Raw genomic sequence first — 20,041 nt, forward strand, 5'->3', positions numbered from 1 at the left:
TTAAGAAGGCGATAAGATTAGTACCTATATTAGGCTGTCAATTTAACCTAAAAGGAAGTATCTGTGCGTAACATCTCTGTTGACCGTTTACCTTTTTTATTTCTCCTCTGCCTAGTTGCGGCTTATAGTTGGTTTTATAATTCATCCTCTTTTCTTAATGAATATGGTAGCTACAAGCCTGAATGGCCGTTACTCGTTGATGCATGCATTACTCTCCCTTTGATTTGCTATGTTTTCTTAACAGATAAAAAACAAGCAACAATTAAAGCACTAGCCTATTGCGCATTACTCATTCTCTTTGGTGCTTACTTCATACCTGCTCAGCAAAAGTTTATTTGGCACTACTTAGAGCAAGCGCGTTATCTGGTATTAGCCTTAGTCCTCTTCGTTGAACTTATTGTGATTGCATCTGTGATAGCTGCAATTAAAACGAATTTAAATACTCACGCTGACCCTGATGAGAGCCTGATAACCCCTTTAAAACGCTGGTTAAAGTCAGGCCCTGTATTAAACTTAATGCAATTTGATATGCGAATGTGGGTGTTTTGCTTATACGCCCATAAAATAAAAAGTGAAAACTATATTGGCGATCAACACTTTTGGTATGCCAACAAAGATGACGCGAAAAGCAATGCACTTGGGTTTATCTTTTTGATGACGTTCGAGATCCCGATTGCACACCTGGTTCTGCATTTTGTATGGTCCCCCTTGGCTGCCAATGTTATCTCGTTATTATCAATTTTTGGATTAGTACTGTTTATTGGCGAGTATCGTGCTATTTCACGCCGTCCAATTTCACTCACTCAAACTCACTTAATCGTTAGATACGGAATCTATAACCCGCTTTATATTCCGCTGGATAATATTGAAACCGTATCGCCGCATCATGAATTTGTGCCAAGAAGCAATGAGGTTAACAGGTATAATTTCTCAGGCGTGCCTAATATTGAGATAAAACTGAGAAACCCAATTGGTAGAAAATCAAAAGTTTATCTTGGGGTAGATAGTCCATCCATGCTGTTAAACTACCTTGGTAAGCAACAGATAAAACAACAAACTAAAAGCAACTGAGCAAAACATGTCAAAAATTAAATTTATTCCCTATCAGCTAGTTCCTGCAAGCTTTAACCCTTGGCGAGACATATTTTTAGAGGTTGCACAAACTGTAATGGCAGAGCTCGCGCACCCTGATTTTAAGTTTTTACACTTTGGGTCAAGCTCTTTTAAAGTGGCAGGTAAAGGAGTTATTGATATTTCAATATTGTATAAAGCAGGTCAGCTAACTGAAGCGGTCGAGCATTTAAAAAGTATAGGATTTAGCGACCAACACAGTAATAAACCCTTTCCAGAAAACCGTCCTCGTAAAGATATTGCTGTTATTTTTAAAAATGAAACCTTTCAAGTTCATGCACATGTTATTGAATTAGGCAGCGAAGAACATACAAAGCAAGTTAACTTTAAAACGCACATGCTCAACAACCCAGGTGCACGCGCCCAGTACGAGGCGACAAAACAGCAGGTTATTGCTGATGGGCTGACTGTGCAAGATGACTACGGCAAGGCAAAGTCCCCATTTGTAAAAGGTATTTTGAAGGAGATAACAAAGCCAATATAAATACCTTAAACTTTTCCTAGCAGAGCTATCGTCTTCACCTCTAAGGAAAACTCACCGACTTGCTTTTCACTGATCATAAAACCTAGGGATCTGACATCATCGAAATTGAGTTTATAATCAGCGTAAAAAGTACGACCACGGTACATGAGCGTAAAGTCGTCTTCTGTGACAACGAGCGTTTGTGTTTTATTTGCTGAGGTTTGAAATTTATAAACAAAGGCAGGTCCATCGAGATATTGGTCAACTCTTAGCCTAAGCTGATATTGCTTTCCATCACCTTTTACAACAACACTTAACTGTTCCGCGTTTTTATTTTCTAAATTAAATGGCGTACGAACAGAAGCAAAACCGCCATTATTGCGCAAAGACACATCGCCTTTAAATTCTACAGAGTGTGCACCAACAACTAAACGACTTTCAGAAAGGCCACCCATGACGGTGTCATTAACCACAAACCAATCAAGTAGAGTCAGTTTAGTGTCTGCCAATACTGAAGACGACGCCATTAAAATTACTCCGAACAACACAGGTTTAAAACACATAACAATTCGCACTTTATTAAATATAACTTTCAATACGACCTAAGTCAGCATTCAGATTGCATTTACATATCAAACACACAGACTCCCCCTAACCCGTTATGTTTGCTTACATTAAAACCATAGAGTGTTTTGTTAAACCTGTTAAAATCTCGCAAAAATGATAATAAGGAAATCTAATGAAGAAGTTTACATTACTCTTCTCTTTAGCGACATTAGCAGGCTGTTCGGTCAGCAACCAGGTTGAAACCCTCATTCCAGAAAACGCGGTAGTCAAAAATAAGACCACTGAAGGCTATACCGATCGCTTTAAAAATATTTACGATGATTTTAAAGAGTATCCCGTCACCTGTGATAAAGATTGTTACCCGCCGAGCCCGATTATTGAATGCAGTGCTGAAATGCAAAATTGCGCTTTCACTGGCAGCAATCCCACAATAGCTATTAATGCTGGCTTCTCAGTACAGTGGCTCGGTCATGCTAGCTTCAAAATTAACACATCAAATGGTCAGCAGTTTTTATTCGATCCTGTTTCTGATGACTTTGACTGGCCCGTCAATTGGGCGTTTAGCCTAGTTTCTGATATTAGTCGTACACCCAATGCAACACTCACGCAAAGTGAACTAAATGAAACTGACGCCATCATGTATTCGCATATTCATTATGATCATTTTAAAAAAGACGACCTCTCACACATAGGTCAAAATAGTGAATTTTTAACGCCGCTTGGATTCGCTGAACACTTTCCGAATAACGGTTATAAAATCACTGAAATGGCTTGGTATTCGAGTAAGCAAGTAGGTGAAGTGAATGTTCACTTTGTTCCAGCTAATCACTTCAGCAGCCGTATTATGGTGCCTTTTATTCATGAAGATCACGACGCCACACTCTGGGGCGGTTGGGTGTTAGAGCACCAAGGTAAGAAGTTATTTTTTGCCGGAGATACTGGTTACTCACCGCACTTCAAAGACATTGCTAATAAATACGGGAATATGGATGTGTGTTTAATACCTATTGCCTCTTATCATAGTGAAGAGCACCCTAAATGGTATCGAAAAGTACACACCACACCAGAAGATGCACTTATCGCAGCTGCCGACTTAAATTGTAAAGTGATGATCCCATGGGGTTATGGTAATTCTTCATGGCAAATGGGTGATAAAACATCGCACTCGGCACTATTTCGTTTAATGCACATGTATAAGAAGATGAGTTCAAACATTCCACTGCATGTGTTGAATGAGGGTGAATCAGTTAAGTTATAAAACAAGAAAAGCCCAAGCAAATTAGCTTGGGTTTTCTTTTTATCTTTGTGAGTAAACGCTCTGCTAGTCAAACTAATCAAGCAAGTTATCTTCTAAACGCTCTAACAGCTCAGCTTCACTGGTTTTACGAGTTACAATGGTGCTTGCAGATTGAATATGGAGCTTTCTTAAAATCGCTTGTGTTGCAGTCTTATTAGCTTGTTCTAAACGCTCAGCCAATAAATGGGCTTTGGCTTGGTTATAATTTGGTGCGTGCACAATAAATTGACCTGTATGCCAAGCTATAATTAATTGGTCGTCTTCAAGCTCTTGATTTAAAAGGTACAAGAGTTCGATCACAATATGCTCTACGGTGATAAAGCCCAACTTGTTGCGAATTTCATCAAGCCCAAATACCGATATTAGAATAAAACCATGTTGTGGTTTATCTTCCTGCGCAATCTGCTCAAGCACCGCAAAAAGGGCTCGACGATTAGCGATATGTGTAACAGGCTCAGTCAAAGACTGCTCTTCAAGATACTTACTTAAAAGTTTTATATCGTGCCAACGACGATAACTGAAATAGGCAAAGGCCAATACCCCAAAAAGCAGAGTAGGGACTATCTCATCTAGTTCATAGTGCTCGTATTGCCTTGAATACTGGTAAATCCATTCCAAAAAATCAAACTGGTGGGAAATAATAAAACCAAGCAATACCACTATGAGTACTACAACAACATCAAATTTAGCCCTTCGGCGCAAGTTTGCTTTTAATTCACTCAACAATGCATATATTCTTTTTACCTACTTTAACTACAAAAAATTGTAACATAGAGTGATTTTTTTGTTTTAGTCAAAAATAATCAATTCTTTACTAAATCAACATAAACAATAAAAACAGAGTACCCGATACCGACTGCGTAACTTTTTCAGTAAAAGCACGCTTACTCGTTAGCAGGTCAAGTTATAAAAGTGGGATGGTTTTACGGGTTAAACCATCTCACTTTGCTCGAAAGAGCCTTGCTGCTCTTGTTAAAGAATATTTCTTGTCTTTACTGCAGCAAAAGGCGCTGCATTTTTTTGCCAAGTTCAACATGCGTATGCAGACCATTGAACTGTTTAGCTTGAGCTTCAGGTCCGAAAACAAACACACCTACCGGCGTATGTGTGTGTGTGCCCGTTGACCAGACGATATTTTGCTTACTCGACAGTGCTCTGCCAATTAAGTTGAGCGGGCGCTCAGTCAAATACACATAAAACGGCGCAAAGTCATTTATTTTACTGGCTGTTTTCAAACCCAGTGACTTATGACCCCGTTGGTAAAATGCGTTCTTTTGCTCAGCTAAAATTTGTATAGCGTCATCTTTGTTAATTTCAAACTCACTATACTTATTCACTGTTTTTACGAGCTTTTCTGGTTTGGGTTTGAACCCACTACCTTTAGCTTCATACCAAATATCACCATAGCTTTTTTGCTGAGCATATAACTTATCTAAAATACTCAACTCGCCGAAATTAAAGTTTGGCTTATAAATATCCTTTTGATGATTATTTAGCTGCTCGGCTTTTGGTAAGTCTACACCGCTATAGCTAAAACCAAAACCACCAGTTTCGTGATCTGCGGTGACGATAACTAAAGTGTCGTCTCGGTCTTTTGCCCATTCCAGCACAGCATTGACTGCGTTATCGAACTTAATCATTTCGTGCAGTAATGTGCCTGCATCATTGTTATGTCCAGCCCAATCAATCTGACCTCCTTCGACCATTAAGAAAAACCCTTTGTCGTTTTTCGACAAGGTATTGATAGCAGTTTGTGTCATATCACTCAAACTTGGCTGATCCTTTACACGACCATAAGAAGTATCGACACCATTGGCCATCGCACTATTGGCAAATAAACCCAATAGCTTTGTGGTTTTCGTTTGCTGTAGTTGCGACTTATTAAACGCAAGTTCATAGCCTTTACTGCTTGCTTCAGCCAATAAGTTTTTATCGCCTCGACGTTTTGATTTAAGCGAAAGTTCACTGGCTTTTAGCTTGGCTTCAAAGCCCTCGAGGTTGTCAGGCAGAGAATAATTTTTTGGCACAAAATGACGCAAACCGCCCGATAACATGACATCAACCACCCCAGATTGGATCATCTGCTCAGCAATCTCGTTTTCCATTGAACGATGAATAAGGTGTGCCGCGAATGCAGCAGGCGTTGCATGGGTTAAACGGGTATCAGAGACTAGCCCCGTCGACTTCCCCAGCCCTTTGGCTTTTTCTAGAATCGTCGGCACTTTATGCCCCGCACGATTCAGGCCTATCATTTCACTGCCCGCGGCAACGCCTGTTGCTAACTGGGTTGCGGAACAAGCAGAATCTACCACCAGCTTATCTGCAGGCCCATGCAGTGAGAGCCCGGTGACACCTAAGTTTGCCAACTTAGCAATGGCGCTATTGTAACCTTGGTAAATAGAGTTCGGTGCGCGAGTCGCATACTCTTCTAACAAACCCACTTGTTGCGGCCCCATACCATCACCAATCATCAAAATAATATTTTTAATTTTTGATGGATTATTTATATCTGGCAGGGCTGTATTTTCTGAGGTTTTTAGCATCGAACATGCAGATAAATTTGAGATGAATATTAGGGCACAGCTCAGTGCCCAAACTGGTCTTCTAACTAACATATCACCGTTTTCCTTGGTGTTATTTAAACTGTAACGCTGACATCGGCATGCTTTGTTTGTGAGTCACATCGCCGTTGATGTCTTTTAACCCAAACTCAATTTTCGGATCTGCTTGCTGCCAATCAATTTCAATAAAACCATAATTCACATCCGATGTGGATTCTCCCACCCTGTGTTTATTGGGGCTCACATCTTTCCATTTTTGTGTAAGTCCTGAACTGGTTACTTCCCACAATGGATAGTTTTGCTTTGCTTGGTACTTTGACAGCTCACCCCAGTGAGTGTCGCCACTTATCATGATCACACCACCAATTTTATGCTTTTCAATAAAATCGAATAGTCGTTGTCTGTCTGCAGGAAAGTTCGCCCAACTTTCCCAACCTGTAAAGTCAGGAATAAGTTGAAGGCTTGAGGCAATCACTTTCACTTTCGCAGGCTTTAATAGCTCTTGCTCTAGCCATTGCCACTGTTCTTCGCCCAACATAGAAGTAGCGCCATCAACAGGACGATATGGCCCGACATTGTTAAAGAAGCTATTTAACCAATAACGAAATTCGCCAATTGAGCTGAGCGCAGGACGATTCCAGCGCAGGTCTGGCATGATCACCTGTACACGCTGTGATTCTTCACCATACATATACGACGTATAAATACCTGAGTCTCTGGTTCGGCGCGGGCTGTCTTTCGGCTCTTGCCAAAAATCTAACATAATTTTTCGAGATGCTTCTTTAAACGGGTACTCTTTACCCGCATCGTTTTCGCCGTAATCATGATCATCCCACATCGCTATCACAGGCGTATTTGCGCGTAGCTGAGCAAAAGCCGGTTTAATGCCCAACTTATGATACTTTGACTTAAGCACCGTCATGTTTTCAGTGTCACCGTAAACGTTGTCACCAAGAAATACGAATAGGTCGGCTTGCTCTTTGTTTATGGCATTGAAGATTGGAATATCTTTATCTTGGTGACTGCAAGAGCCAAATAAGATTTTATCAACTTGATCAGCTGCGTGAACTTGAGTGACTAGTCCACCTATCGATATAAGGCTTGCTGTTAAAAATGTTCTCAGTTTCATTGAGTAACTCGCATGTTTTGAAGCAAAAAGAGCCTATATCACATCAGTAAATGAAATAAGGCTCTGTGTTGTTAACTAATTTTTGTTATTTAAAAAACTGCGTAGCACTCCCTGTACTACTCAGTTTGGAGATTAAAAGCGTGTTTGGAAGTTCAGCGCTGCTGTACGTGGCGCGCCAATCCAACCGCCCCAACCGCCTGCAACACCACCCATATAGCTTTTATCGAATAGGTTATTCACCGTAAAGCGGATTGATGCACCTTTAAGTGCACTGGCAAAATTATCTAAGTTCACACCGACATATAGATCACTGACTGCATAGCCATCTATACGTTGAGTATTTTGTGCATCCATCCAACGCTCGCCTATCCACTTCGTAGAAACACCTGCAGAATATACTTCTGACTGCCAATCAACTGATACTACCGCCATGTCTTCAACCGAACCGAACACTGTGTTACCGAAAACATTAATGTACTCTTCATTTTTTTCTGTGAGGGAACCAGATGTATACTTTGAATCATTACTTGTGTAAGACACATAAATAGAGAAATCTTGACTTGGGTAATAAGTTAATGATGCTTCAACACCCGATGACTCGATACCACCGGTATTGATGTAGCTACCGTTTGTACCTACTAGATAGTCATTGCCCGACTCTGAACCTGGTGCAATAAAGGTTAAGCGATTTTGGAAGTCGATACTGTAAAGAGTGATGCTGGCATTGAAGTCTTGATTGTCGTAACGCATACCAAAGTCCATGTTTTCAGCCGTTTCAGCTTCAACGTTATCTAGTGCTGATGCATCTGCTTCTAACACTTGGTCTTTAATCGCCGCAAAGTTTTCAGCATAGCCTGCGAATACTTCTAAGCCATCTACTGGGGTGTACCACACCGCACCTGCTGACAATAAAACATCAGAATCTGAGTTCACCGCTTTTGTGGTACCTGTGTAAGTGTCTTTACTATCTAAATCAACAAGATACTTTTTAAGACCTGCACGCACTGTGATACTTTCCATCTCAAATGAATCTTCAAGATAAAGCATGGTGGTTTCTACAGGGTAAGTGCGGTCGTACTGGATCCAATAAGGTGTATGGTCAAACTCATAGCTGCTTTTTGAATCAATGATTTTGTGCCAATCACGGTATTCTGAGCGCTCATAGTCTTCATACCAAATACCTGCACGAACCACATTGGTGTTATTACCAATCTGTTTTTCCCAAGTCAGATCTGCGTTAATACCAAATCTATCTTTTTGATAGTGCGTGTTACGGTAAGACCCTACAGGGCGAGCGCCGTCTTCATAACAATTAGGATCGTATTCTGCACCCGCACCACCGTAAGGGAAGCCGATTGAGCTTTCACAACCTGCAATAGGCGAAAGTGACTTACCATCAGCATCAACAAAATAGATTTTACCTAGCGAGCTGCCACCTTGTGCCGTATTGCCCGAAACCAGTTCACTGTGGCCTTTTGAGCCATCATTTGTAACATCAACAAGGTAAGGTGGCACCCAGTCACCACGACCTTCGTTTTTATGGAAGTAAGCGTTTGCTTTTACTTCAACTTCGCCGAATATAGTATCCACCTCGATATAACCAAATAGGTTTTCACGCAGTGTTGACCAACCTTGGCGGTAAACTTGGTCAATATAAGGTACGCCCGTCCATTCACCTAATAGGCCGTCTGATTCTGGGTTTTGTTTGAAGCTCTCTAATGACACACGCTGATAGTTATCTTCGTGAACATCGTCGTAAGAAAGGTAAGCGGTAATTTCTAAATTGCTGTCCATGCCTTTAACGAACTTAGCAGCGAAGTGGTCACGTTTGTTTTCTGCGGTGCCTGTGATCCAGTCACTGTTACTTGAATTTGAGTAGCTGAACCAACTGTATGTGTCATCTAATATTTCACCCGTTTCAAGACGCATGTAATATTTTTGCGCATCGAAGTTACCTAATGACAAGCTCGCAATGACCGCTTTTTCAGTGCCAGGGTCAATTGTGGTGAAATTCAGCGTACCGCCTAGCGCTTCATTTGAGCGAGATGCCACGTCAGCAGTACCTTGAGATACTTCGACGGCCATTAAGTTTTCAGTATCAATATAACGGTTTGCTTTAGCACCACCGCCATAGTTTGAGTTACCGTTGGCAATACCGTCAATGGTAATACCTACTTGCTGCTCATCTAAACTTAATTGGAAGCCACGAATTGATACTGTTGTTGACCAATCGTCAGAGCCAAATGTATCGCCTTCATTGATTAAAACACCCGGTAGGTTATCAATCATCGCCATCGCACTGGTCATTGCCGATTGTTGTTTGAACATTTCGTCTGATGTCGCGTTGTTAGCGTATGACACGCTTTTGCCAACAACTGTGATTTCTTCAATTTCTTGGTCTTTCTTTGCTTTGTCATCTTCTGCGTAAACAGGTGCAGATAACGCGCTTGCAACGGCAAGCGCCAGTAAAGATGGTTTAGTGATGCCAGTAGAGTATAAAGTTTTCATTATGATTCCTGAAAGTAATTGGTACATACCAAAGTAACGAACGGCGAAAATACTATCGGTGAACTATTACAGAGACTTGACAGAAATATGTATTATTTAAAAAATTGGTACGGACCAAAAAATCTATTTTTAGATAAGCGCTTGTTCAGATTTAACTGATGTGATACCAATAAATAAACCAAGTGAATGTGCGAATTAAAACCCTAAATGAGTACCCAAAGTTTTGCCTACGCCCAAGTGCGTGAAGTGCTAACCAAACAAATAACAGAGCAGCAATTAACGGGCAGCTTGCCCTCAGAAAGAGAACTCTGTGCAACGTTTGATATTGCCCGTTCAACACTTAGACAGGCGCTCGGGCAACTTGAGAATATGGGGCTTATTTACCGTAAAAACCGCAGTGGCTGGTATGTCTGCCCAAGAAAATTAAAATACGACCCCATGCAGCATGCCTCATTCTTACAATACACCACAGCGCAAGGGTTTCAGCCTAGTACCGTGCTACTTGAGCAGAAAAAACAAAAGCCCTGTAAAGAAATCGCCACCGCACTTGAACTCGATGGTAGAGCCAGCCTAACTAGCATTTTACGTGTCCGCTCTGTGGATGGTCGCGCTGTGGTTGTCGAAGATCTAAACTTCAGTAACAAGCATTTACCCGACATCGACAAGCATGATTTATCATTGTCTATCAGCATGTTACTTAAAAACACCTACCAACATCACAAGGTGCTTTACGATATCTCGGTGGAATCTTGCTGCTTGTTCAATCCTATTGCACAGCACTTAGACACCTACGACGGTGCTCTGGGTTTAAAAGTCACTCGTATCGTTAGAGATCAACAAGGCACGGCCTTTGAGTTCGATCGAGAATTTTGGCGTCATGATGCCTTAATGATTGAAAACAAAGCCAAACTTCAATTTTAATTACCCTGAGTTAGTACACTCGATTTGTTCAACGCGACAAAAAGATTGTAAAACTACTGCAATATAAAGCCTCTACACTGAGCATCTACCCAAGCCAGTTTGGTTCGTACCAAACTGGCGCATTTTTAGAAGGTGTGTCATATGCTCTTTGAGCTTAGCGGCAAGATAAAACATAAACTCAGCAGTAATACCCTGTTGTTTTGCATCTACGCCATTATTGCAGCCTGTAGCACCTATGCGTTTATGTATGGTTTTCGCAAACCTGTCGCTGTTGGTTTATATGCCGACACCTCACTGTTAGGCCTATCACTTAAAACGCTTTATTTAACGGCACAAATTTTTGGTTATGCGCTCTCTAAATTCATTGGCATTAAAGTCATCTCTGAATTACAAAGTCACGGTAGAGCCAAAGCCATCATCACTTTAGTGGTTATCGCTTGGCTTGCTCTGCTCGGTTTTGCGCTTATCCCAAAGCCTTACAACGCAGCTTTTATGCTCTTAAATGGCCTACCGCTTGGCATGGTATGGGGTATCGTATTTAGTTATTTAGAAGGGCGAAGAGTCACGGAAATATTAGCAGCAGGGCTATGCACAAGCTTTATTGTTGCCTCAGGGTTGGTAAAAACCGTAGGTAGCTACTTAATGATGGACTACGGCGTGACTGAGTTATGGATGCCATTTGCCACAGCCAGTCTTTTTATACCTCTGTTGGCATTGTCTGTATGGATGCTTGATCAACTCCCTCCTCCTAATCAAGCTGATATCGACCAACGCTGCGCCCGTGTGCCCATGACCAAAGAAAGCCGCAAAGAGTTACTTCAGTTACTTGGTTTTGGCCTCACGTTATTGATCATAGGATATGTGCTACTCACCGTACTAAGAGATTTACGCGATAGTTTCGCTGCCGATGTATGGCTAGCAACTGGCCTTGATGGCGCCCCAGCACTTTTTACACTTACCGAGTTACCTATTGCACTAGTGGTGCTAGTCATTGTGGCACTGCTCAAACTGATTAAAGACAACCACCTTGCAATGGTGGTTAATCATTTACTCATTTTTGCTGGATTCACAATCACCTTATTAAGCTCGCTCGCCTATCAACAGGGAATGTTGAGCCCTATTTATTGGATGGTGTTAAATGGCATTGGCCTCTACCTCGCCTATGTGCCTTTCTCGACCACTCTATTCGAACGCTTGATTGCAACATTTAATCGACCTGCTAACGTTGGTTTTTTAACTTATTTAGCGGACTCATTTGGCTATTTAGGCACAGTCGGTGTGATGGTGTACCAAAGCCTTGTGATTGCCCAAGTGGATTGGAATGTATTTTTACGAGAGCTCAGTATTATCACTGGCGCTTTAGGGGTACTATTAAGTGCAGCTTCGCTTGGGTATTTTGTTTATAAGGAAAAAGCAAATAATCAAAAGCGCTTTCAATCACAGTTGAAAGCGCAGATAGGTTAAAAAATACGAGTTAATTCCAATAATAATTTAGCTTTAACTGCCAAAGTGTTTGCTCTGAAGATTTATATATTAAACGAATATCTGCGTCCTGATTGAGTGGTACCACAAGCTCAACATTTTTACTCAGCTCAGCCATTTGCTTATGGTGGAAACGTTCAATGGCAGCACGCATTTTGATATCTTGGTAAATATCACTGATCACACCGATTTCAATAGATGCATCAATAACCTGTGCTGTGCTTGCTAGCTCACCAAAATATCCGTTTACCATGCCATACACTAAACTATGGTCATTATTAAATAGCATAGATTTACCAGCGCCGCCCATTGCAAACGTGCTTTTGCAGCCTTGACAATTTGTTCTATCACGCTCAAACCCTAAATTAAGCTGCCAAGACCAGCCACCTTCATTTACCCAGTCTGTATACGCTGGATTGAAAGATTCTAAGTCGAGAATGTGAAGTTTATCCACATACATATTCGAATCACGAACTGCGATTTCAACATCTAGCATCTCTAAATTCGAATAAGGTACCCGCGCAATATCCGATGCGAGTGAGTCAAAATAACTTAAGCGAAAGCCCAGGTTGGATTGAGCTTTTGAGCCCACATCAAGTGCTGAAACTGAATAGTTTGATGGCTTTTGCGCTTTATGGGGCGCACTTTGCTGATAATTTTCGACTTTTATTTCATTACCAACAGGCAACTTCAACCTTGCTCTAACTAAAGCTTTTTTCAGCGCAGATATATATTCAGGCTCATACTGCTTTAACTGTTGAAGCTGAATAAACTCAAATAGCACTTCAATAATTTTTTTCTGAGCTTGAATATTCAGTGATTTAAATTCTGTGCCTTTTAATAAATTCGCATTTTTGAAAATACGTTTTGCGAACGCATTCTCTTGATCGTTTAATTGTTGTTGATACTGATAAAAGGCACTGCTTCGAGATGGCGTAAATTTTATATCTCGCACTAAGGGCTGGTCGTTATGTTCTGCCTCAGCTAGCTTAGAAAAAATAGTTGCAGGGATCACCCAGGGTGACAGCTCATTTGTTAGTTTATCGCCTGCGACCAACTCAATCACTTTTGCAATGTGAAACGCACAGTTTTCATCGGCAAAATAATACGTGTATTTGGCGCCCATCAACTCCCAAATATGGTTACTAATAAGGCGAACTTCATCTGCAGTTAAATTAAGCTCGTATTCCCATAAATCTCTAAGCTCTACTTCACCATAATTGTGTTGATGACGGTAAAATAACTGATCGGAAAACCCTGCAACATAGCCACCAAATAATCCTTTGCTGATATACACAAGACCATTTTCATTATCAGGCACAATGGCACCATAATTGATGCTGTAATCAAGTAATTTGTTATGTGATTCCGTTGCCCTATTAAGTTTCAATAACATATGACCATAGAGAGATGCGGGGTTACTCATATAGCCTGACGCAAAAACCAAACTAACCGAATGAATTGGTTGGCTCTCTCGCCACTGTGTCAAGTCTGCACAAGAACTGCTGGGTTGTTTGAACTTTAAACCTTGCTGTTTTAACCATTGGTATCTAGCAGGATATCGACATTGTTTTTCAGGTCGTGAATTAAAAGCGTTGATAGTCGCTTGAAGTTCAAGATAAGGATCGTCTTTGCCTGAAGGTGACAAGAAAAAGTCATCACTTATGACATAGCTTTCAAGATCTCCAGCAGATTTATAGTGACCTAGTTTTAACCATGTTGGGTGTTGTGCGAGTTGCTCAATATCAGTTGTAGAATAAGAATTAAATGAAAGAGCAGAACAAATAAGAAAAGCTGAGATACGTCGTAGCATAGAGGGAAAGTGGGCATTTATGCCCACTCAATCGATTAGATTGCAGAACAGCTAGCAGCGAACTGGCTAGTTACTTTGCTTTCTACGATGTTATAAAGTGCTTGAGCATCAGCAGCAGGCTTGTCTGCATAATCGTTACGGATTGCAGAAACGATGTCAGCATGCGCTGCAGCTTCACAACCACGTACGTTTAGCATAGCTGCTACGTACTCACCTTCACCTTGTGCAATTTCTTGCTCAAGAACAGGGAAAGTTTGCTGAATGAACTGAGCAGTCTTAACGTTTGCACCTTTACAAGATTCTTGCGAAGAAACATTTGAAGAAACCGCTGTAGTACCTAAATCCCAAATTATGTTTGAAATAGAAGCCGCAGTGCCGTTATCAGGGAAGACCATTGCACCAATGCCGCAATCAGCCCAAGGGTTAACTTGATTTGCTTTTGCTGGAGCTGCTAAAAATGCGCCAACTACAATAGCCGCAGAAAGAGTTGCTTTTAACATTGTGAAATCCTTATTTTAAGTTTTATTTCCCAAAAGGGATCCAAATTTTATATTGTAGAAAAAAAATTAACAATCTTTTAATTCAAATTAATAGCATATTTATGAGTTATTTATTTTAACCGATTACATTTAGCCTTAATGTCTAAGCTGGTTTAACAGCTTAAATTTATTTATAAAACTTGATTTAAGCCCATGTAGGCAACTTTGTAATAACATTTCATCTCAAGTCTGTTTATTGCCTTTTTAAAAATATAGAACCTAATAATTTTATCTAGTAGACAAGTTTATGAAGAACTTTTGTTTGTCTATCGCCTTGTTCTAAATAACCCAACGCTCTTTTAAACTGAGTTTAAATATGACACCAATTACATCTAGGTTCTGTGAGAGAGATGTTTTGAAGTGTTAGAAAATGTTTGCGTAATTGCTCAATCAAAATAAGTGACTCTATCTCTGCCTAATCGTTTACTTTCATAAAGGGCTTGATCAGCCCGAGACACTGCGGTTTCAAAGTTCATACCCTTTTGCCATTTAGCCACACCAAAGCTGAGGGTCACCTTTAATTGCTCACGACTGACCTTATGTTGCTGCAAGAGTGCGGTGATTAAATCTAAAAAGCGCTGAATTGTATGCTTGTCATTTTCATGTACGATTAGTAAGAACTCTTCTCCCCCCCAACGGATCGCCAAGTTCGGCTGTTCAAAGCAGTCAATAAGTATGCCTGAGACTATACGTAAAACATCATCACCTCTTTCATGGCCAAACCTATCATTAATTCTCTTGAAGTGATCAATATCTGCCATAACAACAAACACAGCGTCTTTGCCATAGCTTTCAAACCAGTTGGGACAACTTAAATGCTTTTGTGCAAAGCGTCTATTATGCAATCCTGTTAAGGCATCTTTACTTGCCATTAGAGTCAATTCTTCCCGTGACTGAATACTCATCTCTCGTAACGAGGCAAGTGCAAAAATCATCGGTAACCCGCTGATCAATACATTTGAGAAATGAATGTAAGGTAATAGGTTAGGGTAAGGAAAGTGGCTAATATTAGGAAATTCGAATGTGACTAACATGGCAAACGTCAACATCATTGTGACTGCAAAAGCGATTGAACGAAAAATAGGGATGGTCTGCTCAACCAATAGAGTACATGCGATGGCCCACAAATAGTAATGAAAGCCCAACTTAATACCAAAGGTGAGGCTTACAGCAACCGAATGCACTAACACTTCAAGGCAAATAAGTTGTAATCCTCCTGCCACTTTGCCATTTGATAACAAATTCAAACCAACAGCCCAACAAACAACGCTGAGAATGTTTAACCCCGATAACCAATAAGCTTCGATGTAAGCAAAAAAGAAGACTAATGCGGCATGCAAATAGAGACAATACCAAGCGACCCTACTTAATATGGCGACTTTTTTTTTCTCAATCGAAAAAAAATCCTGACTTTGTATACTCACTATCGCTTCTTTGTTGAGATTTTGTTCTTTTCAAGTATAGGAAAGATTATTCCATTTATAACAACAAACACACCAATTTATCGATACAATCCTAAAGTTGAGTTTTATTCATATTAGAAATAGAAGTGAGTTGATGCTTTATTCCCAAGACTATATCTTGAACATTGATTTATTAGAAAGGACTAAGGTTAAAATGAAATATATTTTTCCAATCTCTGTTGCGCTATGCTTGTTCACTTCTCTTGTTAGTCACGCCTTTTACCCCAACAAAACGAAATATGCTATAAGCCTCAGCTTTGATGATGCAAGGAAATCTCAAGTTGATATAGGCATTCCGATCCTAAACAAACATGATGTGAAAGCGACTTTCTATCTTATGCCGTACCACATGAAGGGCAAAGAACAGCAATGGAAACGAGCAGCCGAAGCGGGCCATGAAATCGCAAACCACACAGCAAGTCATCTATGCACAGGTAATTTTCGCTGGCTAAGAAAACAAAATAAAGGACTTGAACAAAGCAGCTTAAGCTTTTTAAAACATGATATTAAACAAGCCCAGCAATATATTGAGTCACATACTGGTGCAACCCCTAAAGGATTTGCTTATCCATGTGGGCAAACCTTTGTCGGCCGAGGCACTGAGGTAAAGAGCTATGTACCTTTAATTGCCGAAACATTCAATTATGGCCGAACTTGGAATGATGAAACAGCCAATGACCCTTTCTATTACGACCCGGCACAAATCCGTGCATTTAGCATGGACGGAAAAACCTTTGAACAACTAAAGGCCCTTATTGAGCAAGCTAAATTTGACAATGCTTGGATCGTACTCGCCGGGCATGAAGTTGGCGATAAAGGTGCCTACACCGTTGACCATGGGGCGCTTCAGCAATTAATTGAATACATAAAAGATCCAAAAAATGAATTTTGGCTTGCTACAGTTCAAGACGTAAACGAATACATAAACAGGAAAACCAGAGGTAACGACAAGAGCTAGATAAAGAAATTTGAAGATTCTACTTTAGTTTTTTTTATTCTATTCAGACATACAATGGACAGCATCCTAGTTTTACAAATCTTTTAGAACAAATTTATGATTTAATCTGATAGCCACTTTGATAACTGGGCTATCAAGCAAGCTGGAGTCAGAATAAAGCTTGATTGTAAATCGACTTAAAATAGTTAAGTTGCTTTCAATCCAGGAACAAAAAGCCAAACCTTCAGACTATACAATTCTTTTGAATAAACCTGCTCTGCAGGCTTTATTCATTTGGTAGTTTTTCTATTTCAGCCCATAAGCTTTCAGCCTCTGCAGTTAACATAGAATAACTTCTAATGTCGCCATTACGCTGGGCATGCATCGCCTTTTCTAATAAAGCGTCATACTCTTTACGCATTTTCTTTTTCGGATTTCTTTTAAACAAACCAAACATTGTCACCCTCCTATACAAAGACATCAGTACGTTTCTGAGCATGATCAGATCAACTTTGATTTCTATATCGTGCTTGCCGAAAACTGAACCGAACTCGAACAAGCAACGTTCAATAATTACTGAAAGGCTTAAAAGTTTAACCAGGTCATTTTATACCAGTCCTTTTGGCTAATTATGCTTCATTGAAAAGTGATGTTACTCATAGAGGTGATTGCGATGCATGATGATGAATTTGATATCTCAGTCTTAAAACAGTTAGGCAACCATGACAAAGACGAAATTCTCAGTAGGTTAAGAAAGAAGCAAAGAGATCTAGATAGCGCCCATGAACTGGCACAAATTGAATCCCAGCATGGCTTAGATTACCTGTTCGATGATTTAGACAACTTAGATTGAACTATTTTTTGCCGTAGACGTATCAATATTTGGGTTTCTCATCTCCCTTCTTGTTGACTTTCCCTTGAGAGTGCAGACAAGGAAGCTTTTATTAGCGAGTCAATGGGTGAATCATTTAGGTGGTTCACCCATTTTTTGGTCATTTAATTTATTAATTCAACCAATATTTCTTCATAAAGCTTGTTGTGAGCGTTATCACAACGAGTGTAACCGTTACAATTAACTATGAAAGCAGCCGTAGTATCAGTTTCTTTAATATGAAAGTTATATGTTGCATACCCCAATTCTGAACCATGATGGTGGATGACTTCTTTACCATTAATCATTTCTTTAAATAGGCCATAACTGTACTGCAAACCATCTATATTAGTATTTATGAAACTGCTTTCTGCCAGCAACAAATCATAAGATGCGGAATTTAGATACTCACCACTCACAATTATGCTTAGTAGATCTGCCATATCTTTTGCAGTCCCAACAACAGGCGCATCTGCCACACCAATATTTTTATAATAAGGTTTAGTATCTATTAGCTCACCATCATACAGAAAGTACCCTGAGTTGATGTTTGCATACTCTTTCTCAACCCCCCCATAACTCATGCTATTAAGACCAAATGGTTCGAAAATTTGCTGTCGCATTGCTCTGGAGTGGTGCTCTTCCAATAACTCATCAAAGATAAGTCCAGTTAAAATATAACCAGTATTGGAATAAGCCCAATCACTACCCGCTTTAAAGTTCGCCTCTTGGCCATAAACAAAGCTCATAGCAAATGCATCTGTTTTTAATGAATCAGGATCTTTCAGCACAGCATCATAAAATGCACCATCAGATTCATTTAAATAATCAATTATCCCCGCGGTATGCTGCAGCATTTGCCTAGTAGTGATTGCTTCTGAATTAGCAACGCGTGAAGTGATATCCGTCGGTAAGTAAGTGGTAATGGGTTTGTCTAAATCGAGCAATTGGTCGTTAACTAACATGGACGCCAATAAGGCGGTCAGTTTCTTACCTGCACTGCCATTTGGGATCCGTGCATCAACTTGCATAGGCGTTTGCTCATTAATATCAGCAATGCCTGCAGCACCATGAAATTTAAGCGTTGGCGAGTCAATATACAGTACGACCCCAGGTATCTCGCCTTCAACAGTCTTATCGAGCAAAGCTTGATAATCAAACTGTTGCTCTAAAGGTTGTGTTGATTGAACATTACTTTCAGCAGCTTTATTACTTGAACCACATGCGGTTAATAGAAGCGCCACAGCCACGCAAGTTAAGTTAAAAATATACGGTTTGGTTTTCATTGTTTTATCCTGTCTAAATTAAGATTGCAGTTAGACTAACCAAACAAAAACGTGCGAGTTGTAACGACATTAAGCTGTTTGTAGCAAAATGTATCAACGACCATAAAAAACCTAAGTCTTTGCTAGCTATTCGCTTTTTTTAATACACATTGATACATTTTGGGATAAACTGATACGGATTATCCCGCTCCCACGATTTAACATGAATGCAAATTAACAAACATAAGAAATTGCAATGAAAACGTTATTTATCATACCTTTAGTTGTGTGCAGTACTTTTAGCTATGCAAACGTTCAAACAAGCACAACCAATTTGAGTGATGCTTTTAGTAATAAGCGCGATCCCGGCGGTTACTTTTCAACTGGCCTTGTACTAGAACACCAACAAGGGCTTTATAAATCAGAAGGCTTTAAAAGTAGGCTCAGTCTGCGAGGTGCCTACTATTTCGAAAATGGCCTTTTCCTTGAGTTACCGGGCTTTTCAGATAAATTCGAGAGCAACTTTGCTGTAGGTTATAACCTCGCTAATGTTGGCGACTGGGAGTTTGATAGCATCTTCTCTACAGCCCATGGCGAACTCAATTACAATTATCGTGAAGACAGCTTTAACAAAAACAGTACCCCATACATAGGCTTAAGAGCCATGGGTACCATTGCTGGGCTAGATGCTATGTTCACTTATGGCGTTAATACTAATAAAAGTAATTTCAGCGGGGGGCATTACGCGGCAGCTTGGCTTGCTAAAAGTTGGAATGTTCAAAACTGGCACTTTTTCAGCTCTGTAGGACTACAGTACCGTAATGACGAAATACTTGATTATTATTATGGTGTTCCAGAGTCAGCCAAATATCACCCAACCTTTAATGCTGATGGAGGCTTCAACTTTATTTATAAAATGGGAGTAAAAAAACCCATTTCCGAAAATTGGCTAGTCGAAGGTTTTTTAAGTTACACCGATTACGCTGATAGCATTGTCGATAGTCCTTATTCACAAAACATTCTGAAATTCAATGAAGGGCGCAGTGATAAAGGCAGTCGAATTAGCGTGTCTTTACATTACGTATTTTAGGAGA

At 40.1% G+C, this 20,041-nt stretch carries 18 protein-coding genes; 8 read left to right on the top strand and 10 right to left on the bottom strand.

Annotated elements, in window-relative coordinates; translation table 11 throughout:
• Positions 1–63 precede the first annotated feature (63 nt).
• Together ACGHEH_RS15755 and ACGHEH_RS15760 are read left to right on the top strand one after the other, a co-directional pair.
• Positions 64–1,071 (top strand): hypothetical protein, encoded by a 1,008-nt coding sequence (locus ACGHEH_RS15755; RefSeq protein WP_390447104.1) that lies wholly within the window; start codon positions 64–66, stop codon positions 1,069–1,071.
• Between the two features lie 7 nt (positions 1,072–1,078).
• Positions 1,079–1,615, top strand: a complete 537-nt coding sequence (locus ACGHEH_RS15760) for a GrpB family protein (protein ID WP_390447107.1) — start codon at positions 1,079–1,081, stop codon at positions 1,613–1,615.
• Between the two features lie 5 nt (positions 1,616–1,620).
• On the opposite strand, the gene ACGHEH_RS15765 is transcribed toward ACGHEH_RS15760, so the two are convergent.
• Positions 1,621–2,121, bottom strand: coding sequence for a CIA30 family protein (locus ACGHEH_RS15765; RefSeq protein WP_390447110.1), 501 nt, complete (start codon positions 2,119–2,121; stop codon positions 1,621–1,623).
• Between the two features lie 212 nt (positions 2,122–2,333).
• Here ACGHEH_RS15765 and ACGHEH_RS15770 point away from each other — a divergent pair, with 212 nt between their 5' ends.
• Entirely contained in the window at positions 2,334–3,419 is a 1,086-nt protein-coding gene (locus tag ACGHEH_RS15770; protein ID WP_390447113.1) for an MBL fold metallo-hydrolase, read from the top strand.
• Between the two features lie 72 nt (positions 3,420–3,491).
• On the opposite strand, the gene ACGHEH_RS15775 is transcribed toward ACGHEH_RS15770, so the two are convergent.
• From ACGHEH_RS15775 to ACGHEH_RS15790, 4 genes are all read right to left on the bottom strand, one after another.
• Complete coding sequence (locus tag ACGHEH_RS15775) at positions 3,492–4,184, bottom strand: diguanylate cyclase domain-containing protein (RefSeq protein ID WP_390447116.1); 693 nt, start codon at positions 4,182–4,184, stop codon at positions 3,492–3,494.
• Between the two features lie 266 nt (positions 4,185–4,450).
• Positions 4,451–6,073 (bottom strand): alkaline phosphatase, encoded by a 1,623-nt coding sequence (locus ACGHEH_RS15780; RefSeq protein WP_390447118.1) that lies wholly within the window; start codon positions 6,071–6,073, stop codon positions 4,451–4,453.
• 19 nt (positions 6,074–6,092) lie between these two features.
• Positions 6,093–7,148: an alkaline phosphatase D family protein gene (locus ACGHEH_RS15785; protein ID WP_390447121.1), complete on the bottom strand. Its 1,056-nt coding sequence runs from the start codon at positions 7,146–7,148 to the stop codon at positions 6,093–6,095.
• A 132-nt stretch (positions 7,149–7,280) separates the two neighbouring features.
• Positions 7,281–9,656, bottom strand: a complete 2,376-nt coding sequence (locus tag ACGHEH_RS15790; RefSeq protein ID WP_390447124.1) for a TonB-dependent receptor — start codon at positions 9,654–9,656, stop codon at positions 7,281–7,283.
• 207 nt (positions 9,657–9,863) lie between these two features.
• On the opposite strand from ACGHEH_RS15790, the gene ACGHEH_RS15795 reads away from it, so the two are divergent.
• Both ACGHEH_RS15795 and ACGHEH_RS15800 read left to right on the top strand, forming a co-directional pair.
• Complete coding sequence (locus tag ACGHEH_RS15795; protein ID WP_390447127.1) at positions 9,864–10,577, top strand: UTRA domain-containing protein; 714 nt, start codon at positions 9,864–9,866, stop codon at positions 10,575–10,577.
• A gap of 141 nt (positions 10,578–10,718) precedes the next feature.
• Positions 10,719–12,041, top strand: a complete 1,323-nt coding sequence (locus ACGHEH_RS15800; protein WP_390447129.1) for a DUF5690 family protein — start codon at positions 10,719–10,721, stop codon at positions 12,039–12,041.
• Positions 12,042–12,051: 10 nt separating this feature from the next.
• Here ACGHEH_RS15800 and ACGHEH_RS15805 read toward each other — a convergent pair whose 3' ends face one another.
• From ACGHEH_RS15805 to ACGHEH_RS15815, 3 genes are all read right to left on the bottom strand, one after another.
• Positions 12,052–13,872, bottom strand: a complete 1,821-nt coding sequence (locus ACGHEH_RS15805; RefSeq protein WP_390447132.1) for a DUF4105 domain-containing protein — start codon at positions 13,870–13,872, stop codon at positions 12,052–12,054.
• A gap of 35 nt (positions 13,873–13,907) precedes the next feature.
• Entirely contained in the window at positions 13,908–14,372 is a 465-nt protein-coding gene (locus ACGHEH_RS15810) for a DUF3015 family protein (RefSeq protein ID WP_390447135.1), read from the bottom strand.
• Between the two features lie 425 nt (positions 14,373–14,797).
• A complete protein-coding gene (locus ACGHEH_RS15815; protein WP_390447138.1) occupies positions 14,798–15,835 on the bottom strand; it encodes a GGDEF domain-containing protein in 1,038 nt (345 codons plus the stop codon).
• A 193-nt stretch (positions 15,836–16,028) separates the two neighbouring features.
• Between ACGHEH_RS15815 and ACGHEH_RS15820 the strand changes: the two genes are divergently transcribed.
• On the top strand, positions 16,029–16,832 hold the full coding sequence (locus ACGHEH_RS15820) for a polysaccharide deacetylase family protein (RefSeq protein ID WP_390447141.1): 804 nt from the start codon (positions 16,029–16,031) through the stop codon (positions 16,830–16,832).
• A 265-nt stretch (positions 16,833–17,097) separates the two neighbouring features.
• On the opposite strand, the gene ACGHEH_RS15825 is transcribed toward ACGHEH_RS15820, so the two are convergent.
• Positions 17,098–17,268: a DUF6435 family protein gene (locus ACGHEH_RS15825; protein WP_390447143.1), complete on the bottom strand. Its 171-nt coding sequence runs from the start codon at positions 17,266–17,268 to the stop codon at positions 17,098–17,100.
• Between the two features lie 216 nt (positions 17,269–17,484).
• Here ACGHEH_RS15825 and ACGHEH_RS15830 point away from each other — a divergent pair, with 216 nt between their 5' ends.
• A complete protein-coding gene (locus tag ACGHEH_RS15830) occupies positions 17,485–17,664 on the top strand; it encodes a hypothetical protein (RefSeq protein WP_390447147.1) in 180 nt (59 codons plus the stop codon).
• A gap of 143 nt (positions 17,665–17,807) precedes the next feature.
• Here the strand turns inward: ACGHEH_RS15830 and ACGHEH_RS15835 are convergent, their stop codons facing one another.
• Positions 17,808–18,968: a serine hydrolase domain-containing protein gene (locus ACGHEH_RS15835; protein WP_390447150.1), complete on the bottom strand. Its 1,161-nt coding sequence runs from the start codon at positions 18,966–18,968 to the stop codon at positions 17,808–17,810.
• Between the two features lie 235 nt (positions 18,969–19,203).
• Here ACGHEH_RS15835 and ACGHEH_RS15840 point away from each other — a divergent pair, with 235 nt between their 5' ends.
• Positions 19,204–20,037, top strand: a complete 834-nt coding sequence (locus tag ACGHEH_RS15840) for a MipA/OmpV family protein (protein WP_390447153.1) — start codon at positions 19,204–19,206, stop codon at positions 20,035–20,037.
• The last annotated feature ends 4 nt before the right edge of the window (positions 20,038–20,041 follow it).

This window comes from Pseudoalteromonas sp. MTN2-4 (genome assembly GCF_042848605.1).
GTDB lineage: Bacteria > Pseudomonadota > Gammaproteobacteria > Enterobacterales > Alteromonadaceae > Pseudoalteromonas.